The organism is Hymenobacter sp. BRD128 (genome assembly GCF_013256625.1).
In the GTDB taxonomy this organism is placed as follows: Bacteria; Bacteroidota; Bacteroidia; order Cytophagales; family Hymenobacteraceae; genus Hymenobacter.
In genome coordinates this window covers 3,738,779-3,753,273 of sequence record NZ_CP053908.1, presented here as the reverse complement: position 1 = coordinate 3,753,273, position 14,495 = coordinate 3,738,779, and the positions used below count along the sequence as shown (strand labels likewise).

Genomic DNA, 14,495 nt, shown 5'->3' with positions numbered 1-14,495 from the left:
CCGCCAGTATCAGTTTTTTCCACTCGCGGACTAAAAGTCCGCGCTACTCCCACCTTGCTATGGCTACCGACGCTGCTATCGAAATTTATTGCCCCAACTGCCACTGGGAGCCCGACGGCGGCGCGCACTGGCAGTGCCGCTGCGGCCACGTCTGGAACACGTTTGAAACGGCCGGCACCTGCCCGCAGTGCCGCTACCGCTGGGCCGTGACCACCTGCCCGCCCCGGCCGGGCGGCTGCAGCGTCACCTCGCCCCACATCGACTGGTACCACGGCCTCGACGCACTCATTGAAGAACTGGTGGAGGAGGCCCTGCCCGCGCCGGCCGCCGTAGGTTGCACCCCGCATGAGTCGTAAATTTCTCGAAACCGAAAGCCCCGCCTGGGTCACCGAGGGCCTCATCACGGAGGCGCAGCGCGAGCGCCTGCTCGCCCGCTACCCCTCCGATGCCGTGCAGGCCGTGGGGCTGCTGCCGCTACTGGGCAGCATTTTGGTGGGCCTGAGCGCGCTGAGCGTGGTGGCGGCCAACTGGCAGCGCCTACCCACCCCGTTGCGGCTAGGGCTGCTGCTGGGCAGCCTAGTGGCGGCCTATGCGGGCGGCGAGTACTTTTTGCGGCGCGGCAACCGGCGCGTGGGGCACGGGCTCATCGGCCTCGGGCTGGTGCTGTTTGGGGCGGGCATTATCCTCACTAGCCAGCTCTACCAACTGGTGGGCTACGATGTTAGCGGGCTACTGGCCTGGGTAGTGGTGGGCGTGCTGCTGAGCTATCTGTATGAAAGTCAGAGCTTAATTCTGCTGCCGATAGTTATCGGCGCGGCGGTGCAGACATATTGCACCCAGGCGCTGGGTATTTTCAGCTACACCATTGTGGCACTGGTGGCGCTGGGCAGCGGCTACCGTTGGTGGCGCCGCCCCGACACCCTGCTAGCTTCCGTGCTAGCGCTGGGCTTGCTGTGGCAGGCGGCGCTGTGGGTGGCGCTTTCGCACAGCAAAATCACCTGGTTTTTCATCCCGGCCATGCTCGTGTACGCGGCCGGCGACTGGCACCGCGACCGCGCCGCCGGCCGCGCCCTGCAAGGCCCGCCGCTGGTAGCAGCCTACTTGTTTGCGCTGGGGCTAGCCCTGTTTGGCGAAACCGACCAATATGCCGGGCAGCTGCGCCCGCCGGTGCTGGCCTATCTGGGGGCGCTGGGGGCAGTTTTTGCGCTGTCGGTGGCCGGCAAACGGCAGCAGGGCCGGCTGGCTAGCCTGCCCGACTGGCTGTTGCTGTTGCCGGGCTTTTACCTGCCGGGTGGGCTGCCGCTGGCCATTGCCACGCTGGTGGTGCTGTACGTGCACGCCGGCTCGGTGCTGGCCCGCGCCCACCGCTCGGGCGAGGCCGAGCAGCTCACGCTGGGCACGGTGCTGTTCATCATCGCCACCATGGTCGCCTATTTCAAGCTCACCTGGGCTTTCCTTGATAAGTCGCTGTTTTTCTTGATTGGCGGCGTGTTGCTGCTGAGTTTGAGCTGGTATTTGCGCCGCCGCAATGCGAGCCGCCTGGCTGCGGGTGTGGCTTCGGCGGCGAGCGGCAGCGCGCCTACTACGCCGCCCACCTTACCTAATCAGCCCCAAGAACCCCTAGCCTGATGCCCACCCGCCACACTCCTTCTCACCGCTTGCTGCTGCGGCTGCTGGTAGCGGCGCAGGTGCTCTACGTGCTGGGCGTGGCCGGCGCGGGCTACGCCACTACGGCCTACGGCCAGCACATTTGGCTAGCCACGGCGCCCGTCGAGCTGCATAGCCTGCAATACGAAAGCTTTGTGCGCCTGCGCTATACGGCCGCCGAGGCGCCGCTCACCACCTGGCGTGGGGCTAGCCCGCCCCAGCGGCGCCAGGCCGTGTACGTGCTCCTAAACACCGGCCCCGATAGCCTCGCCACCGTGGCCGGCGTCTACGATCAAACGCTGAATCCCAACCCCGGTCAAGCCGTGCTGCGCGGCTGGGTCACCGAGGTTTACAACCACTCGCTGGGTTTGCGCTACAACCTGGAGCGCTACTACGTGCCTGGCGATAGCCCCCTACGCCTCGGCAAAACCAGCCCCGCCGTGCGCGTGCGCGTCAGCATTGCGCCCTGGGGCCAGGCCCGTATCGAGCGCGTTGAACTGCTCCAGAATCCTACTGCCGCTCGCTAGGGGATAGCAGCTGGCGGTCGGCCGCCGTGAGGTCCGTGAGGGCGTATTTCTTTTGGCCAGTGATGTTCATCTCGTCCAGGATATCGACCATGTCGCTGTACTTGGCCCGCGGCCCGGCCTTGATGAGCACCACCGGCGTGGGCCGCCGCTGGCCCCAGGCCAGCAGCGCCTGGCGGATGCCTTTGGGACCAAAGTTGGTGGTGTGCAGCGTGGGCACTGGCACGCTAGGGTCGTCGGGCTGGGTTAGCCCGAAGTAGTAGTATGCCTGGTGCCCACTGCCCAGGATAATCGTCATGGCTTTGGACGCTGGCAAGGGCGTATTCTGGTCATCCACCTGCGGCTTGACAGGCATTTGCAGCTGCATCACGCGGGGCTTGGCGAAGGTGGTCGTGAGCATAAAAAACGTGAGCAGCAGAAACGCCAGGTCCACCATCGGTGTCATGTCGAGGCGGAAGCTGTGCTTGCGGGCGCGGTTTTTTGCCGGCTTTGGGGGCGGAGGGTTCGATGGCAGCCATGCGAATGGGGGTAGGAGTGGGGCCGCCGCCCCGCGCCGCCACCCAGCGGCGCTACCGAAAGCAGCAGCTACCCTCCCGATGCTGGGCTAGCAAAAATTCCACACCCCGCCCGGCGTCAGGCAGGCGTGCAGCGGCACATCGGTAGGCAGCACATCGGCCAGGGCCGGCACCGGCGCGTCATCCAGCAGATTCAGTCCAGTGAACAGCGCATCGGGCCGGCACGCGGCCAAAAACCGGTCGTAGAATCCGCCGCCGTAGCCCACGCGCTGGCCCTGCTGGTCGCAGGCTAGCAGCGGCACCAGCACCGCATCGAGCTGTGCGGGCGCTACCTCAGCGGCCGGGTTAGCCACCGGCTCCGGAATGCCCCAGTGGCTGGTTACTAACGGCGTAGTTGGGGTCAACTCATAGTGTTTCAGCGCGATGCCGTTTGGCTGCACTACGGGCGCGGCCAGTCGCACCGGCAGTTCTTCGGCCCAAATGCGGTGAATGAGCGGCCAGGTATCGGGCTCGTTCTTCTGGGCTAGGGGTAGGAAAACGTGTAGCCAGCGCCAATGCGCCACTGGAAAATTGGCAAATAGCAGGTTGGCCAGTTGCTGGCTGCGCTGGGCTACCTCGGCGCTGGTCAGCGCTCGGCGGCGGGCTAGCGCGGCGCGGCGCAGGGCGGCTTTAGTGGTTTCCATTAATCCTGAGCCGACACGTAGAAGCTGAGCTTGGGCTGCATGCCCGCTAGCACCGCGCCGGCCGAAATGCGCTCCCAACTCGCCTGACTAGTGACGCGGTAGTAGATGTCGTTGTCGGCGTAGCCAATGCCGGCCGAAAAGGCCAGCCCTTTTTGCAGCGCGGCAGCATCGGCCCCGGCCCCGCCCACCCACTCCAGCGACAGGAAGAAGTTCTCGCTCAGCAGCAGGTTATCGGGCGTCAGGTCTACCGAAATGGGGCCGTGGGCGGCGGCGGTGCGCAGTATTACCTCGCGGTGCAGCAGCTTCTCGTTGGTGGGATGGTCTTTGGCATCGAGGCGGTAGAGGTTCACGCGCAACGTCACGTTGCCCACGTGGTTGTAGGCCACGTTGAAGTTAGCCTTTAACACGTTGGTAGGCTTGCGCTTGAGGTAGATAACGGTGCCCGTTTCGGCGCCCAGGTCCTTGGGTTCGAGGCTAAGCGTGGAGTTTTCCGAGTTGCCACTGAAGCCCAGCTGGCGGTCGCGCCAGGTGCGGCTTTTGCCCTGCACCCGCACCTCGGCTAGCGCCACGGCCGCCGGGCTTAGCGCCAAGTTGGGCTGCTCTTGCAACTGCCGCAGCGTGAGCAGCCGCGGCTGGTAGCCGAGGTAGGAAACGCGCACCGTATCGGCCGCCAGCTTTTCCTGGAAGGCCAGCCCGTACTGCCCCTGCTCGTTGCTGACGGTGCCCAGCGCCTTGCCCACCACCCCGATATTCACAAACGGCAGCGGCTGCCCGGTGCGGGCGTCCGTCACGCGCCCGCTGATGGCTTGGGCCAGCGCGGCGGCCGTAGCGAATAAAAATAGGGAAAAGGCGAAGAGGGCGGAGCGGAGCATGGCCACAAAGAAAGAGCCCAGCGCCGGGGTAGTGCTAGGCTCGTAATTAAGTGCTACAGATTCTGTCTCTGAATTGAACAGTATGAAAAGATGGGAATTAGCTATACCAAACGTTGAATCTGTATTTGAGCCGCCATTCATTCTGAACCTTTTCCAATACAAGGAGTGCGCCGTTACCATTTAGTCCGCCTCGTTGCACGGCTCTATAGACTACAGCACGGTCACCCGTAGTAGAATACGTCACCTTTGAAAATGAAAAAGCTCCTGCTGCCCCCGGAAATCTTTGATAAAATAATTTCCATCCACGACCTGCATTGTGCCTAAACAGTTTTTCAAAAGACTGCTTAGAAAGTAGATTCACGGAAATCGGCCAAGCAGTAGCATCCGTAAACTTCTCTGCTATTGATGGCGAAGTAAAATACCGGTGAATAGTAGCCGTACTTACAGAATCAAATCGAAACTCGTGGGCCATCATATTCAGCGTACTTAAATCATTTTCTTTCAAAGCAATATTTACTGCATTTGACTCTTGAGAAGTAGCAAGCTCCTGAATAATGACTATACGACTTGCCTTTATTGCGCCATCCTGCTCTAAAATAGCTGAATAAACCCGGTAATCTTCCGAAGAAATTGTTTGGGCACAGCTAGGTAGCCAAAAAAGTAATAAGGTGATGATGGTAGTCCAGTAGTTCATAGAACTAATGTATGACTTGCAAGATATTGAAGGATAGTTACTCCCTTATACCTCATGCACTACCGCAAACTCCAGCGCCAGCGGCTCAAAACAAGCCAGTAGCTGCCTGATAAAACCAGGATTATTAATCATAATGCTGAGCACATTGTCGGTGCGTTCCTGCAAGCCACCTTCCGGAAAGAGCTTATCCTTGAGGGATGTGAGCTGGGCGTAGGCGGTCTCATGCTTGGCCTCGGCGGCTTTGCTGAGGCGCTTTTCGAGGCCGGCCAGGCTGCCGGCGGCCTTCTGGGCTTCGGCCGCTACCGACTTCACCAGCGTGGGGTCGAGGCGTTGGGCCAGGGCCTGCACCTGCTCGAAGGCGGCGGCCAGGGCTTGCTGCTGCGCGGCTAGGCTGATTTCCTCTTGGCCCAGCTGCGCGCCGACTTGTTTTTTCAGCTCCGCTAGGGGCTTGAAAATGTCGAACGTGCTCAGGCCTAGCTTGGCTAGCTTGCCGGCGTTGGCACGGCTCAGGTACATGGCCGAGTTACGGGGCAGCATGATGGGATAGGGCACACCGAGCGCCGCAAACACGTCTTTCAGCTGAAACCAGTACGCCACCTCGGCCCCGCCGCCGATGTAGGCGAGGTTGGGCAGCAGAATTTCTTGGTACACCGGGCGCAGCACCACGTTGGGGCTAAAGCGCTCGGGCTCAGCAGTGGCCAGGGCCAGCAGCTCGGCCTGCGAGTGGCAGCGGGCGGTGCCGCGCACCGTTACCTGGGTGCAGTCGGCGCCGGGGGCAGCGTCGGGCTCCAGGCGCTCGCGCTTGCCTTCGTCGGTGAGGAAAAACAGGTTGAGCGGGCGCGAATACACCTGCGGCTTGTAGCCGGCGGCCGTGAGGCGGGCGTTGGTGGCCTGCACCGCCTGGTTGGAAAACTGCTCTTTTATCTCCTTCTCCAGCAGTGGCTTCAAGGCCTGCTTAAGCGTCGGCCGGTCGGCATCGAGGCACACCAGGCCGTATTCGCCAAACAAGCCGGTGGCCAGTCGGCGCGTGGCCTCGCTCAGGGTTTGACTGTTAGTGTAAGCGTCGCGGAAGGCGGCGGGCACTTCAGGCGGCAGCTGGCTCAATAATTCCTCTTGCAGGCCCGCTAAGGGTAGGCGGCCGACGGGGCCGCCGAGGCCCCCTTCGCCAGGGCCCGCCCAGCTGTGCGTTTTGCCGAAGAGCTGGAAATGATTGATTTCGGCAAAATCGTGGTCCTCGGTGGCTAGCCAGTACACCGGCACAAAGTCGTAGTCGGGATGCGCGGCCTTCAGCTCCTGGCTCAGCTTGATGGCCGTAATTATCTTATACACAAAGTACAGCGGCCCGGTAAACAGGTTGAGCTGGTGCCCCGTGGTGATGGTAAACGTGGTATCGCGGGCCAGCAGCTCCAGGTTGGCGGCCACGGCGGGCGGCACCTCGCCACCCAGCTCGGCGTATTGGGCGCGCAGGTCGGCCACGAGGCGCTGGCGGGCTTCGGGCGAGTAACTCGCCCGTTTCTCCTCGATTTGGGCCGTGAAGCTAGCCAGTTCTGGAAAGCGGTGGTAGAAAGGGGCTAGCGCCGGCTTCTGGGCCAGGTAATCAGTCAGCAGGCCCGAAAAGGCGCCGGTAGCGGCGTAGGGCAGGGTAATACAGTCGGCAGCGGCCATGAGCGCAGGGAAAAGTGAGCGCGGAATTCAGGCCAAAACCCGGCTAAGCGGGAAAGGTTAGAACGGCCCCTCAATCGTCATGCTGAGCCTGCGAAGCAGCTTGTTCGCGCCGATAGAATTACCATTCCCCTCGCGGCGCACGCAAGCTGCTTCGCAGGCTCAGCATGACGTTCTTTTTTAGTTGGTATTCAGTAGCTAGCGCACCACTTCGCCGTACAGGTCGAAGTCGCTAGCGCCCGTGATGTGCACGTTGGCAAAGCTACCCTGCGGGATGTGCAGGTCGTTGGTAGCCAGCACCAGCACTTCATTATCCACCTCGGGCGAGTCGAACTCGGTGCGGCCCACGTAGTAGCCGCCTTCGAGCCGGTCGAAGAGTACTTTGTACGTTTGGCCCACGCGCGACTCGTTGTAATCCAGCGATATCTGCTGCTGAATTTCCATGATGCGGTCGGCGCGCGCCTGCTTTACTTCGGCGGGCACGTCGTCGGCTAGGGTGTGCGAGTGCGTGTTCTCCTCGTGCGAGTAGGTGAAAATGCCCAGGCGCTCAAACTTCGATTCTTGCACGAATTCACACAACTCGGCAAAGTCTTCCTCCGTCTCGCCGGGGTGGCCGGCAATGAGCGTGGTGCGTAGCGCAATGCCCGGCACGCGGTCGCGAATCTCGCGCACCAGCTCCTTGGTGCGGCGGCTCGTAATGCCCCGGCGCATGGTTTTCAGCATGTTATCCGAAATGTGTTGCAAGGGCATGTCGAGGTAGCGGCAGATATTTGGGCGCTCGCGCATCACGTCCAGCGCCGCCAGCGGAAACTGCGAGGGATAGGCGTATTGCAAGCGCAGCCACTCCACACCAGCCACGTCGCTCAGGCGCTCCAGCAGCTCGGGTAGCTTGCGCTCGCCGTAGGCTTGCAGGCCGTAGTAAGTCAGGTCCTGAGCAATGAGAATCAGCTCTTTGGTGCCCATGCCGACCAGGCGCTTGGCCTCGGTCACGAGGTCGTCCATGGGCCGGTCCACGTGCTTGCCGCGCATCAGCGGGATGGCGCAGAACGAGCACGGCCGGTTGCAGCCCTCCGCGATTTTGAAGTAGGCGTAGTGCTTGGGCGTGGTGAGCAGGCGCTCGCCCACCAGCTCCTTCTTGTAGTCGGCCTCCAGCACTTTCAGCATCTGGGGCAATTCTAGGGTGCCAAAGTAGGCGTCGACCTGCGGAATCTCGACCTCCAGCTCGTCTTTATAACGCTGCGAAAGGCAGCCCGTCACGTAGAGCTTTTCCAGCTTGCCAGCCTCCTTCTCATCGGCGTAGCGCAGAATGGTGTCGATACTTTCTTGCTTGGCATTGTCGATAAAGCCACAGGTATTGATAATCACAATGTTGGCATCCGACTTCTTTGCCTCGTGCGTCACCAGAAAGTCGTTGGCCTTGAGCTGACCCATGAGCACCTCGCTATCGACAAGGTTTTTGGAGCAGCCCAGAGTTATGACGTTGACTTTGTTTTGTTTAAGGGTTCTAACTTTCATATTTTCTCGCGCTTGTCATGCTGAACGCAGTGAAGCATCCCGCTCGAATTGTTTAGGTAGCAACTCTGCAACCCTGGCGGCGCGGGCGAGATGCTTCACTGCGTTCAGCATGACGTTCTATTATTTGTTTTTCAGCGTAATAAGCTCACTGCGAAGCGGAAGCTGGGCAACACTGCTTAGCCCGTTAGGGTTTCCGCTGAAAACCGGGGCTAGCCAGTAAAGACTGTTTTAAAGCGCCTCGAACTGGCGCAAAAACCGCACGTCGTTTTCCGTAAACAGGCGCAAATCCTTAATCTGGTACTTGAGCATGGTGATGCGCTCGATGCCCATGCCCCAGGCGTAGCCGGTGTAGCGCTCCGAGTCGATACCGCAGTTTTCGAGCACGTTGGGGTCTACCATGCCGCTGCCGCCGATTTCGACCCAGCCGCTGCCCTTGCAGATGTTGCAGCCCGCGCCCTTGCAGATGAGGCAGGTGATATCAATCTCGGCGCTAGGCTCGGTGAAGGGAAAATAGCTGGGCCGGAATCGAATGTTGATGTCCTCGCCAAACATCTCGCGCACAAAGTAATAAATGGTCTGCTTGAGGTCGGCAAAGCTCACGTGCTCGTCAATGTACAGGCCCTCAATCTGGTGGAAGAGCATGTGCGCGCGCGCCGAAATGGCCTCGTTGCGGTACACGCGGCCGGGCATCACGCGGCGGATAGGCAGCGGCTCGTTTTCCATCACGCGCACCTGCACGGTGCTGGTGTGGGTGCGCAGCAGGCTGGGCTGGTCGTCACCTTCCACGGCGGGCACAAAAAACGTGTCCTGCATATCCCGGGCCGGGTGGTTTTCGGGAAAGTTGAGGGCCGTGAAGTTGTGCCAGTCGTCCTCAATCTCCGGCCCTTCGGCCACGGCAAAGCCAATGCGCGAAAAAATGCGCAGCATCTGCTCGCGCACCAAACTCAGCGGGTGGCGGGTGCCCAGCGCATTGGGCACGGGGGGGAGGGTGTAGTCGAAGGTAGCGTCGGCGGGCTGGTTGGCGCTGGCCTCTTCGAGAGCTGCCTGGGCCTCGTCGAAGCGGGCCTGCGCTTGCTGCTTGAGGCCGTTGAGCTGCTGGCCCACGGCGCGCTTTTGCTCGCTGGGCACGGTTTTAAGCTGGTCGAAGAGGTCGGCCAGGCGGCCTTTGCGGCCCAGGTAGAGAAGGCGAAACTGGTCGAGGGCGGCGGCGGTGCTGACGTCGGCGGCGGCTACCTCGGCGGCCAAGCCCGAAATTGATTCCTGCATGATAACTACAAAGGTACGGCGGGCAGCAAGGCTGCGTAAAATCAGCGATGATAGTGCGGAACAAGAAAAATTATTTCCTTAAAAATCAATTAATTGCGAAAAATTTAAGGAAAAGGCAGTTGGGTTAGGGCCAGGCTTTTGCAAAAGCTGGCACCGCCTTTGCAAAAGTCCTTTCAGCTTTCAACTCCTCCATCCTTTTTCCTTACTCATCATGCTCCGTCGTCTTCTCCTGCCGCTGTTGGGTGCCGCCCTTTTCGCTTCCGAAGCGGCGTCGGCCCAAACCCTGCCCGCCGTGTCGGCTGCCCAGCCCGTAGCCAGTGCCTACAGCCACCCGGCAGCCCGCCCCAAAGCCCTCACTGCCCGCGAAAAGCGCGCGGCGGAGGCGGCTGCCAAGGCCGAGGCCGCTAAAGCAGCCAAAGCTGTAGCCGCGGTGCCGCCCGCCCAGCCCGATAGCACGGCCAGCACCAGCTGGAATGGCTGGAGCAATGAGCCGGCCCACCAGGCCACTAATGCTTCTTACCGCCCCGCTACCAACCTGTCTGTGGCGCCCGGCATGCCGCTCAACCAAGTGGGCCACGGCGTCACCACCGACTACAATGGCCACCCGCTGCACCATGAAGTGGTGAGCACTACGCTCTCGCCTACCCGCTAACTCTGCGCTTTTCTCCCCTATTTTCTGCCTGATTGCTGCGGCCACGAAAGCTAGCCTTTCGTGGCCGCTTTGCGTAAAAGCCTAGCCTACTGGCCGCGCTCTATGCGGCGGGCGCTTCACCGCTATTCTTTTCTTCCGCTCATGCTCTCTTTGCGCACCTTATCGCCTGCTTTGCTCGGGCTAGCCCTGCTGGCTCAGCCGGCTGCCGCCCAAACTACCCCTACCACCCACTTGCCTACGCACCGCGTGAAGCGGATGCCCGCCGCCAAGCCGGCCCCGCGCACGGTACCCAATACCTCGCCCGCGGCCCGTGCCGCCGACCCCCTGCGCGGCACCAACGACAATGGCAAGGGCGACAACGGCTACGCCGCCCCCGGCGAGCCAGTGAATGTGACCGACAACGGCAAGAATACCCCCTCTTACGATGGCCCCGCTCCCAAGCCCGCCAGCCGCACCAAAACGACCCTAGCCACCCCTAAATAGTGGGTTTTGCTGAAAGCAGAAGGCCATGCTGCACAGCGTGCAGCATGGCCTTCTTTTTGAATTATATGTAAGTAGACTACTCCGCTGCCTGGTAGTAGAGCGTGCTGCAATTTTCGGGGCGTAGCACCAGCTCGGCGGCGGCGCGGACGTGGGCGGGCGTCACGGCCTGGAGCTGGGCGGGCTCCTCGTTGACGAGGTTGGCGTTGCCGAGCAGCTTGCCAATAGCTAGGGCCAGGGCGCGGTTTAGGAGTTCTATTTCGCCGAATACCAGGCCCGTTTCAGCCTGGTTTTTTACTTTTTGCAGCTCATCGGCGGGTACTTCGGCTTGCCGCAGCTCGGCCACTACGGCTTCTACGGCGCGGTCGGCCTCGGCCAGGTCTACGCCGGTATTGAGCTTGCCGCTTACCACGAGCAGGCCGGGGTCGAGGGCACCGGTTACGGACGCCGAAATATTATTAAACAGCTGAAGGTCTTTTACTAAGCGCTGATGCAGGCGCGAGCTTTTGCCCCGGCCCAGCAGGTCGCCAAGCAAATCGACGGCGTGGTAGCGCGGGTCGAGGCGGGCGGGCATGTGGTAGGCTTTGTAAAGGGCGCTCAGCGGCACCGGCGCGGTGGTGGCGGCGTGGCGGGCCACAGTCTGGGCGGGCTCCTGGGGTAGCTGGCGCGGACGGCGCTCGCCGCCCGGAATCGGCCCGAACCACTTCTCGGCCAAGCGTTTTACCTCCGCAGCCGCTACGGCGCCGGCTACTACCAGAATAGCATTCTGCGGCGTGTAGTGCTGGCGGAAGAAAGCGCGCACATCGGCCATCTCCGCTTCTTCGATGTGGCTGATTTCCTTGCCGATGGTATTCCACTGGTAAGGGTGGGTCTGGTAGGCTAGCGGCTTGAGCTTCAGCCACACATCGCCGTAGGGCTGGTTGAGGTAGTTTTGCTTAAACTCTTCCACCACCACTTTGCGCTGCACATCGAGGCCATTGTCGGAGAAGGCCAAATCCAGCATGCGGTCGCTTTCGAGCCAGAAGCCGGTTTCGATATTGGCGGCCGGCAGCGAGAGGTAGTAGTTGGTGATGTCCTGCGAGGTGAAGGCGTTGTTTTCGCCGCCCACTTTTTGCAGCGGCTCATCGTAGCTCGGAATATTCGCCGAACCGCTAAACATCAGGTGCTCAAATAAGTGGGCGAAGCCCGTGCGGTCGGGGCTCTCATCGCGCGAGCCCACGTCGTACAAAATATTGAGCACGGCCAGTGGCGTGGTAAAGTCTTCGTGCACCAAGCAGCGCAGGCCGTTGGCTAGGGTAAATTCTTGAAAATATATCATGAGCAGAGTAAGTAAAGCTGCTTGGTAACAAGGAAGACAAACTTAGAGCCTGTTCAGCAATAGCTATCGAAGCTGTTTAGGAAGTGAGCCGAAGCAAACTGCCCGCAGCAGGGTCCACTTTATACAACAGCTCCTTAACAAGCGGCCCCCTAAAAAGGTGTACTAGCTGGCCAGTGAGCGGCCGGCCAGGGCTAGCCACCGGGCCAACGGCCGGCGCCGCCAGTAGACTACGCTTCACAAAAATATCATGTATTCTACATCGTAAATTCATGTAACCCGCTGAATTAGTGTGCCGTAGAAGGCAAACATTTCCCACCATAACCCCCTCTACGACCATGTCGAAGAAAGCAGCAGATAGCCACAAGCACGCGGCTCAGCACCACACCGAAGCCGCCAAGCACCACACCGAGGCTGCCAAGCACCACGAGGCTGGCAACCACGAGAAGGCTGCCCACCACGCCCACACGGCGGCCGCGCATACCGAGCACGCCACCGAGCACGCCGGCCACGCCCGCAAGAGCCACGCCGAAGAGCACGGCAAGAAGTAGTAGCCACCCTGGCTAGCCCCAACCCGAGCCGGTCCGCTTTTCTACCCAGAAAGGCGGGCCGGTTTTTTGCTGGGCGGGCGCAAGGCTGGCCGCTACCTTTGCCGCCCCCAACCCGCCCCAGCTTTTCTTATGACCTTCGACCGCAAAGACTACCCCAACGACCTGCTGCTGCGTCTCTACCGCGAGCTGCTAAAGCCGCGCCTGATTGAGGAAAAAATGCTGATTTTGCTGCGCCAGGGCAAGGTGAGCAAGTGGTTTTCGGGCATCGGGCAGGAGGCCATTTCGGTGGGCAGCACGCTGGCGCTGAACCCGGACGAGTACATTTTGCCGCTGCACCGCAACCTGGGCGTGTTTACGGGGCGGGGGGTGCCGCTGGGGCGGCTGTTTGCGCAGTGGCAGGGCAAGGCCACCGGCTACACCAAGGGCCGCGACCGCTCGTTCCACTTCGGTACTAATGAGCACCACATCGTGGGCATGATTTCGCACCTCGGCCCGCAGCTGGCCGTGGCCGACGGCATTGCCCTGGCCGATGTGCTCGATAAAAAGCCGCGCGTCACGCTCACCTACTCGGGCGATGGCGGGGCTAGCGAGGGTGATTTTCACGAGGCGCTCAACGTGGCGGCGGTGTGGCAGCTGCCGGTCATCTTCCTCATCGAAAACAACGGCTACGGCCTCAGCACGCCCTCCAACGAGCAGTTTCGCTTCAAGTCTTTCGTTGATAAAGGCCCCGCCTACGGCATGGAAGCCGTGCAGATTGACGGCAACAACGTGCTGGAGGTATACGACAAAATCAGGACCCTAGCCGAAGACCTGCGCCAACACCCGCGCCCGGTGCTGGTCGAGGCGCTCACCTTCCGCATGCGCGGCCACGAGGAGGCTAGCGGCACCAAGTACGTGCCCGCCGAGCTCATGCAGGAATGGGCCACCAAAGACCCGGTCGAAAACTACGAAAAGTGGCTGCTAAGCGAAGGCATCCTGAGCGAAACCGCTAGGGTGCAAATCCGCGAAACCATCAAGCAGGAGATAGAAAAGGGCTGGCAGGAAACCGAAGCCGCGCCGGCACCCGTGGCCGACGCCAGCCGGGAGCTGGCCGATATGTACCAGCCCTTTGCGCCGCCGGTGGCTAGCCCCCCGGCCGCCGGCCCGGCGCCCGAAAAGCGCTTCATCGACGCCATTCAGGAAGGGCTGCGCCAGAGCATGGCGCGCTTTCCCGAACTGGTGCTCATGGGCCAGGACATTGCCGAGTACGGCGGCGTATTCAAGATTACCGAGGGCTTCGTGGCCGAGTTTGGCAAGGCGCGCGTGCGCAACACGCCCCTGTGCGAGTCAGCCATTGTGGGCGCGGGATTGGGCCTGAGCATCCGGGGCAAGAAGGCAATGGTGGAGATGCAGTTTGCCGACTTCGTTACCTGCGGCTTCAATCAGATTGTGAATAACCTGGCTAAGAGCCACTACCGCTGGGGCCAGAATGCCGACGTGGTGGTGCGCATGCCTACTGGCGCGGGCACCGCCGCCGGCCCTTTTCATAGCCAGAGCAACGAGGCGTGGTTTACGCACGTGCCCGGCCTGAAAGTGGTGTATCCCAGCAACCCGCACGATGCCAAAGGGCTGCTCTGCGCCGCTTTCGAAGACCCTAACCCAGTGCTGTATTTCGAGCACAAGCTGCTGTACCGCTCGCTGAGCGGGCCGGTGCCCGAGGCGTACTATACCACGCCCATCGGCCAGGCCGCGCTGGCCCAGGAGGGCGAGGAGGTGAGCATCATCACCTACGGGCTAGGGGTGCACTGGGCGCTGGCGGCCTGCAAAGAATTGAGCATCAAGGCCGATATTTTGGACCTGCGCACGCTCCTGCCCTGGGATACCGAGGCCGTAGCGCGCTCGGTGCGCAAAAACGGTCGCGTCCTCATTCTGCACGAAGACACCCTAACCGGCGGCCTGGGCGGCGAAATTGCGGCCTGGATTGCCGAAAACTGCTTCGCCAGCCTCGACGCGCCGGTGCGCCGCGTGGCTTCGCTCGACACGGCCGTGCCTTTCGCGCCGCCGCTTGAGGCAGGATTTTTGCCGCAGCAGCGGCTGCGCGAGCAATTGCTGGCGCTGCGCAATTATTAGCCGCGCCGGG

At 61.5% G+C, this 14,495-nt stretch carries 15 protein-coding genes; 7 read left to right on the top strand and 8 right to left on the bottom strand.

Going from position 1 to position 14,495, the window contains the following annotated elements:
• Nucleotides 1–59: 59 nt before the first annotated feature.
• From GKZ68_RS16700 to GKZ68_RS16690, 3 genes are read left to right on the top strand one after another with little or no spacing between them, the layout of a single operon-like run.
• Nucleotides 60–356: a hypothetical protein gene (locus GKZ68_RS16700; RefSeq protein ID WP_173116776.1), complete on the top strand. Its 297-nt coding sequence runs from the start codon at nt 60–62 to the stop codon at nt 354–356.
• Nucleotides 346–1,629, top strand: coding sequence for a DUF2157 domain-containing protein (locus GKZ68_RS16695; protein ID WP_173116774.1), 1,284 nt, complete (start codon nt 346–348; stop codon nt 1,627–1,629). The genes GKZ68_RS16700 and GKZ68_RS16695 overlap by 11 nt, the downstream gene beginning before the upstream one ends.
• Nucleotides 1,629–2,174: a GDYXXLXY domain-containing protein gene (locus GKZ68_RS16690; RefSeq protein ID WP_173116772.1), complete on the top strand. Its 546-nt coding sequence runs from the start codon at nt 1,629–1,631 to the stop codon at nt 2,172–2,174. Before GKZ68_RS16695 ends, GKZ68_RS16690 begins: the two co-directional genes overlap by 1 nt.
• Here GKZ68_RS16690 and GKZ68_RS16685 read toward each other — a convergent pair.
• From GKZ68_RS16685 to pheS, 7 genes are all read right to left on the bottom strand, one after another.
• Nucleotides 2,158–2,685: a biopolymer transporter ExbD gene (locus GKZ68_RS16685; protein ID WP_302052017.1), complete on the bottom strand. Its 528-nt coding sequence runs from the start codon at nt 2,683–2,685 to the stop codon at nt 2,158–2,160. The two genes, GKZ68_RS16690 and GKZ68_RS16685, sit on opposite strands and share 17 nt — an antisense overlap.
• Before the next feature lie 90 nt (nt 2,686–2,775).
• Nucleotides 2,776–3,369 carry a 5-formyltetrahydrofolate cyclo-ligase gene (locus GKZ68_RS16680; protein WP_173116768.1) on the bottom strand — a complete coding sequence of 198 codons (594 nt, stop codon included), beginning with the start codon at nt 3,367–3,369 and terminating at the stop codon, nt 2,776–2,778.
• Entirely contained in the window at nt 3,369–4,241 is an 873-nt protein-coding gene (locus GKZ68_RS16675; protein ID WP_173116766.1) for a carboxypeptidase-like regulatory domain-containing protein, read from the bottom strand. Before GKZ68_RS16675 ends, GKZ68_RS16680 begins: the two co-directional genes overlap by 1 nt.
• 97 nt (nt 4,242–4,338) lie before the next feature.
• Nucleotides 4,339–4,935: a hypothetical protein gene (locus GKZ68_RS16670; protein WP_173116764.1), complete on the bottom strand. Its 597-nt coding sequence runs from the start codon at nt 4,933–4,935 to the stop codon at nt 4,339–4,341.
• Between the two features lie 45 nt (nt 4,936–4,980).
• Nucleotides 4,981–6,600, bottom strand: a complete 1,620-nt coding sequence (gene bshC / locus GKZ68_RS16665; protein ID WP_173116762.1) for a bacillithiol biosynthesis cysteine-adding enzyme BshC — start codon at nt 6,598–6,600, stop codon at nt 4,981–4,983.
• Between the two features lie 195 nt (nt 6,601–6,795).
• Nucleotides 6,796–8,112 (bottom strand): 30S ribosomal protein S12 methylthiotransferase RimO, encoded by a 1,317-nt coding sequence (gene rimO, locus GKZ68_RS16660; RefSeq protein WP_173116760.1) that lies wholly within the window; start codon nt 8,110–8,112, stop codon nt 6,796–6,798.
• Nucleotides 8,113–8,340: 228 nt separating this feature from the next.
• Complete coding sequence (gene pheS / locus GKZ68_RS16655) at nt 8,341–9,378, bottom strand: phenylalanine--tRNA ligase subunit alpha (protein WP_173116758.1); 1,038 nt, start codon at nt 9,376–9,378, stop codon at nt 8,341–8,343.
• A 211-nt stretch (nt 9,379–9,589) separates the two neighbouring features.
• On the opposite strand from pheS, the gene GKZ68_RS16650 reads away from it, so the two are divergent.
• Both GKZ68_RS16650 and GKZ68_RS16645 read left to right on the top strand, forming a co-directional pair.
• The gene (locus tag GKZ68_RS16650; RefSeq protein WP_173116756.1) at nt 9,590–10,030 is read left to right on the top strand and encodes a hypothetical protein; all 441 of its coding nucleotides are present in this window, start codon (nt 9,590–9,592) and stop codon (nt 10,028–10,030) included.
• A gap of 141 nt (nt 10,031–10,171) precedes the next feature.
• Entirely contained in the window at nt 10,172–10,513 is a 342-nt protein-coding gene (locus GKZ68_RS16645) for a hypothetical protein (RefSeq protein WP_173116754.1), read from the top strand.
• A gap of 76 nt (nt 10,514–10,589) precedes the next feature.
• On the opposite strand, the gene GKZ68_RS16640 is transcribed toward GKZ68_RS16645, so the two are convergent.
• The gene (locus GKZ68_RS16640; protein WP_173116752.1) at nt 10,590–11,828 is read right to left on the bottom strand and encodes a pitrilysin family protein; all 1,239 of its coding nucleotides are present in this window, start codon (nt 11,826–11,828) and stop codon (nt 10,590–10,592) included.
• Between the two features lie 335 nt (nt 11,829–12,163).
• On the opposite strand from GKZ68_RS16640, the gene GKZ68_RS16635 reads away from it, so the two are divergent.
• Together GKZ68_RS16635 and GKZ68_RS16630 are read left to right on the top strand one after the other, a co-directional pair.
• Nucleotides 12,164–12,376, top strand: a complete 213-nt coding sequence (locus GKZ68_RS16635) for a hypothetical protein (RefSeq protein WP_173116750.1) — start codon at nt 12,164–12,166, stop codon at nt 12,374–12,376.
• Between the two features lie 129 nt (nt 12,377–12,505).
• The gene (locus GKZ68_RS16630; RefSeq protein ID WP_173116748.1) at nt 12,506–14,485 is read left to right on the top strand and encodes a thiamine pyrophosphate-dependent enzyme; all 1,980 of its coding nucleotides are present in this window, start codon (nt 12,506–12,508) and stop codon (nt 14,483–14,485) included.
• The last annotated feature ends 10 nt before the right edge of the window (nt 14,486–14,495 follow it).

Coding starts and splice junctions, on each gene's coding strand:
- GKZ68_RS16675 (WP_173116766.1), bottom strand. CDS start 4,241: ATGCTCCGCTCCGCCCTCTTCGCCTTTTCCCTATTTTTATTCGCTACG.
- GKZ68_RS16650 (WP_173116756.1), top strand. CDS start 9,590: ATGCTCCGTCGTCTTCTCCTGCCGCTGTTGGGTGCCGCCCTTTTCGCT.
- rimO (WP_173116760.1), bottom strand. CDS start 8,112: ATGAAAGTTAGAACCCTTAAACAAAACAAAGTCAACGTCATAACTCTG.
- GKZ68_RS16690 (WP_173116772.1), top strand. CDS start 1,629: ATGCCCACCCGCCACACTCCTTCTCACCGCTTGCTGCTGCGGCTGCTG.
- GKZ68_RS16695 (WP_173116774.1), top strand. CDS start 346: ATGAGTCGTAAATTTCTCGAAACCGAAAGCCCCGCCTGGGTCACCGAG.
- GKZ68_RS16640 (WP_173116752.1), bottom strand. CDS start 11,828: ATGATATATTTTCAAGAATTTACCCTAGCCAACGGCCTGCGCTGCTTG.
- bshC (WP_173116762.1), bottom strand. CDS start 6,600: ATGGCCGCTGCCGACTGTATTACCCTGCCCTACGCCGCTACCGGCGCC.
- GKZ68_RS16680 (WP_173116768.1), bottom strand. CDS start 3,369: ATGGAAACCACTAAAGCCGCCCTGCGCCGCGCCGCGCTAGCCCGCCGC.
- GKZ68_RS16700 (WP_173116776.1), top strand. CDS start 60: ATGGCTACCGACGCTGCTATCGAAATTTATTGCCCCAACTGCCACTGG.
- GKZ68_RS16630 (WP_173116748.1), top strand. CDS start 12,506: ATGACCTTCGACCGCAAAGACTACCCCAACGACCTGCTGCTGCGTCTC.
- pheS (WP_173116758.1), bottom strand. CDS start 9,378: ATGCAGGAATCAATTTCGGGCTTGGCCGCCGAGGTAGCCGCCGCCGAC.
- GKZ68_RS16645 (WP_173116754.1), top strand. CDS start 10,172: ATGCTCTCTTTGCGCACCTTATCGCCTGCTTTGCTCGGGCTAGCCCTG.
- GKZ68_RS16635 (WP_173116750.1), top strand. CDS start 12,164: ATGTCGAAGAAAGCAGCAGATAGCCACAAGCACGCGGCTCAGCACCAC.
- GKZ68_RS16670 (WP_173116764.1), bottom strand. CDS start 4,935: ATGAACTACTGGACTACCATCATCACCTTATTACTTTTTTGGCTACCT.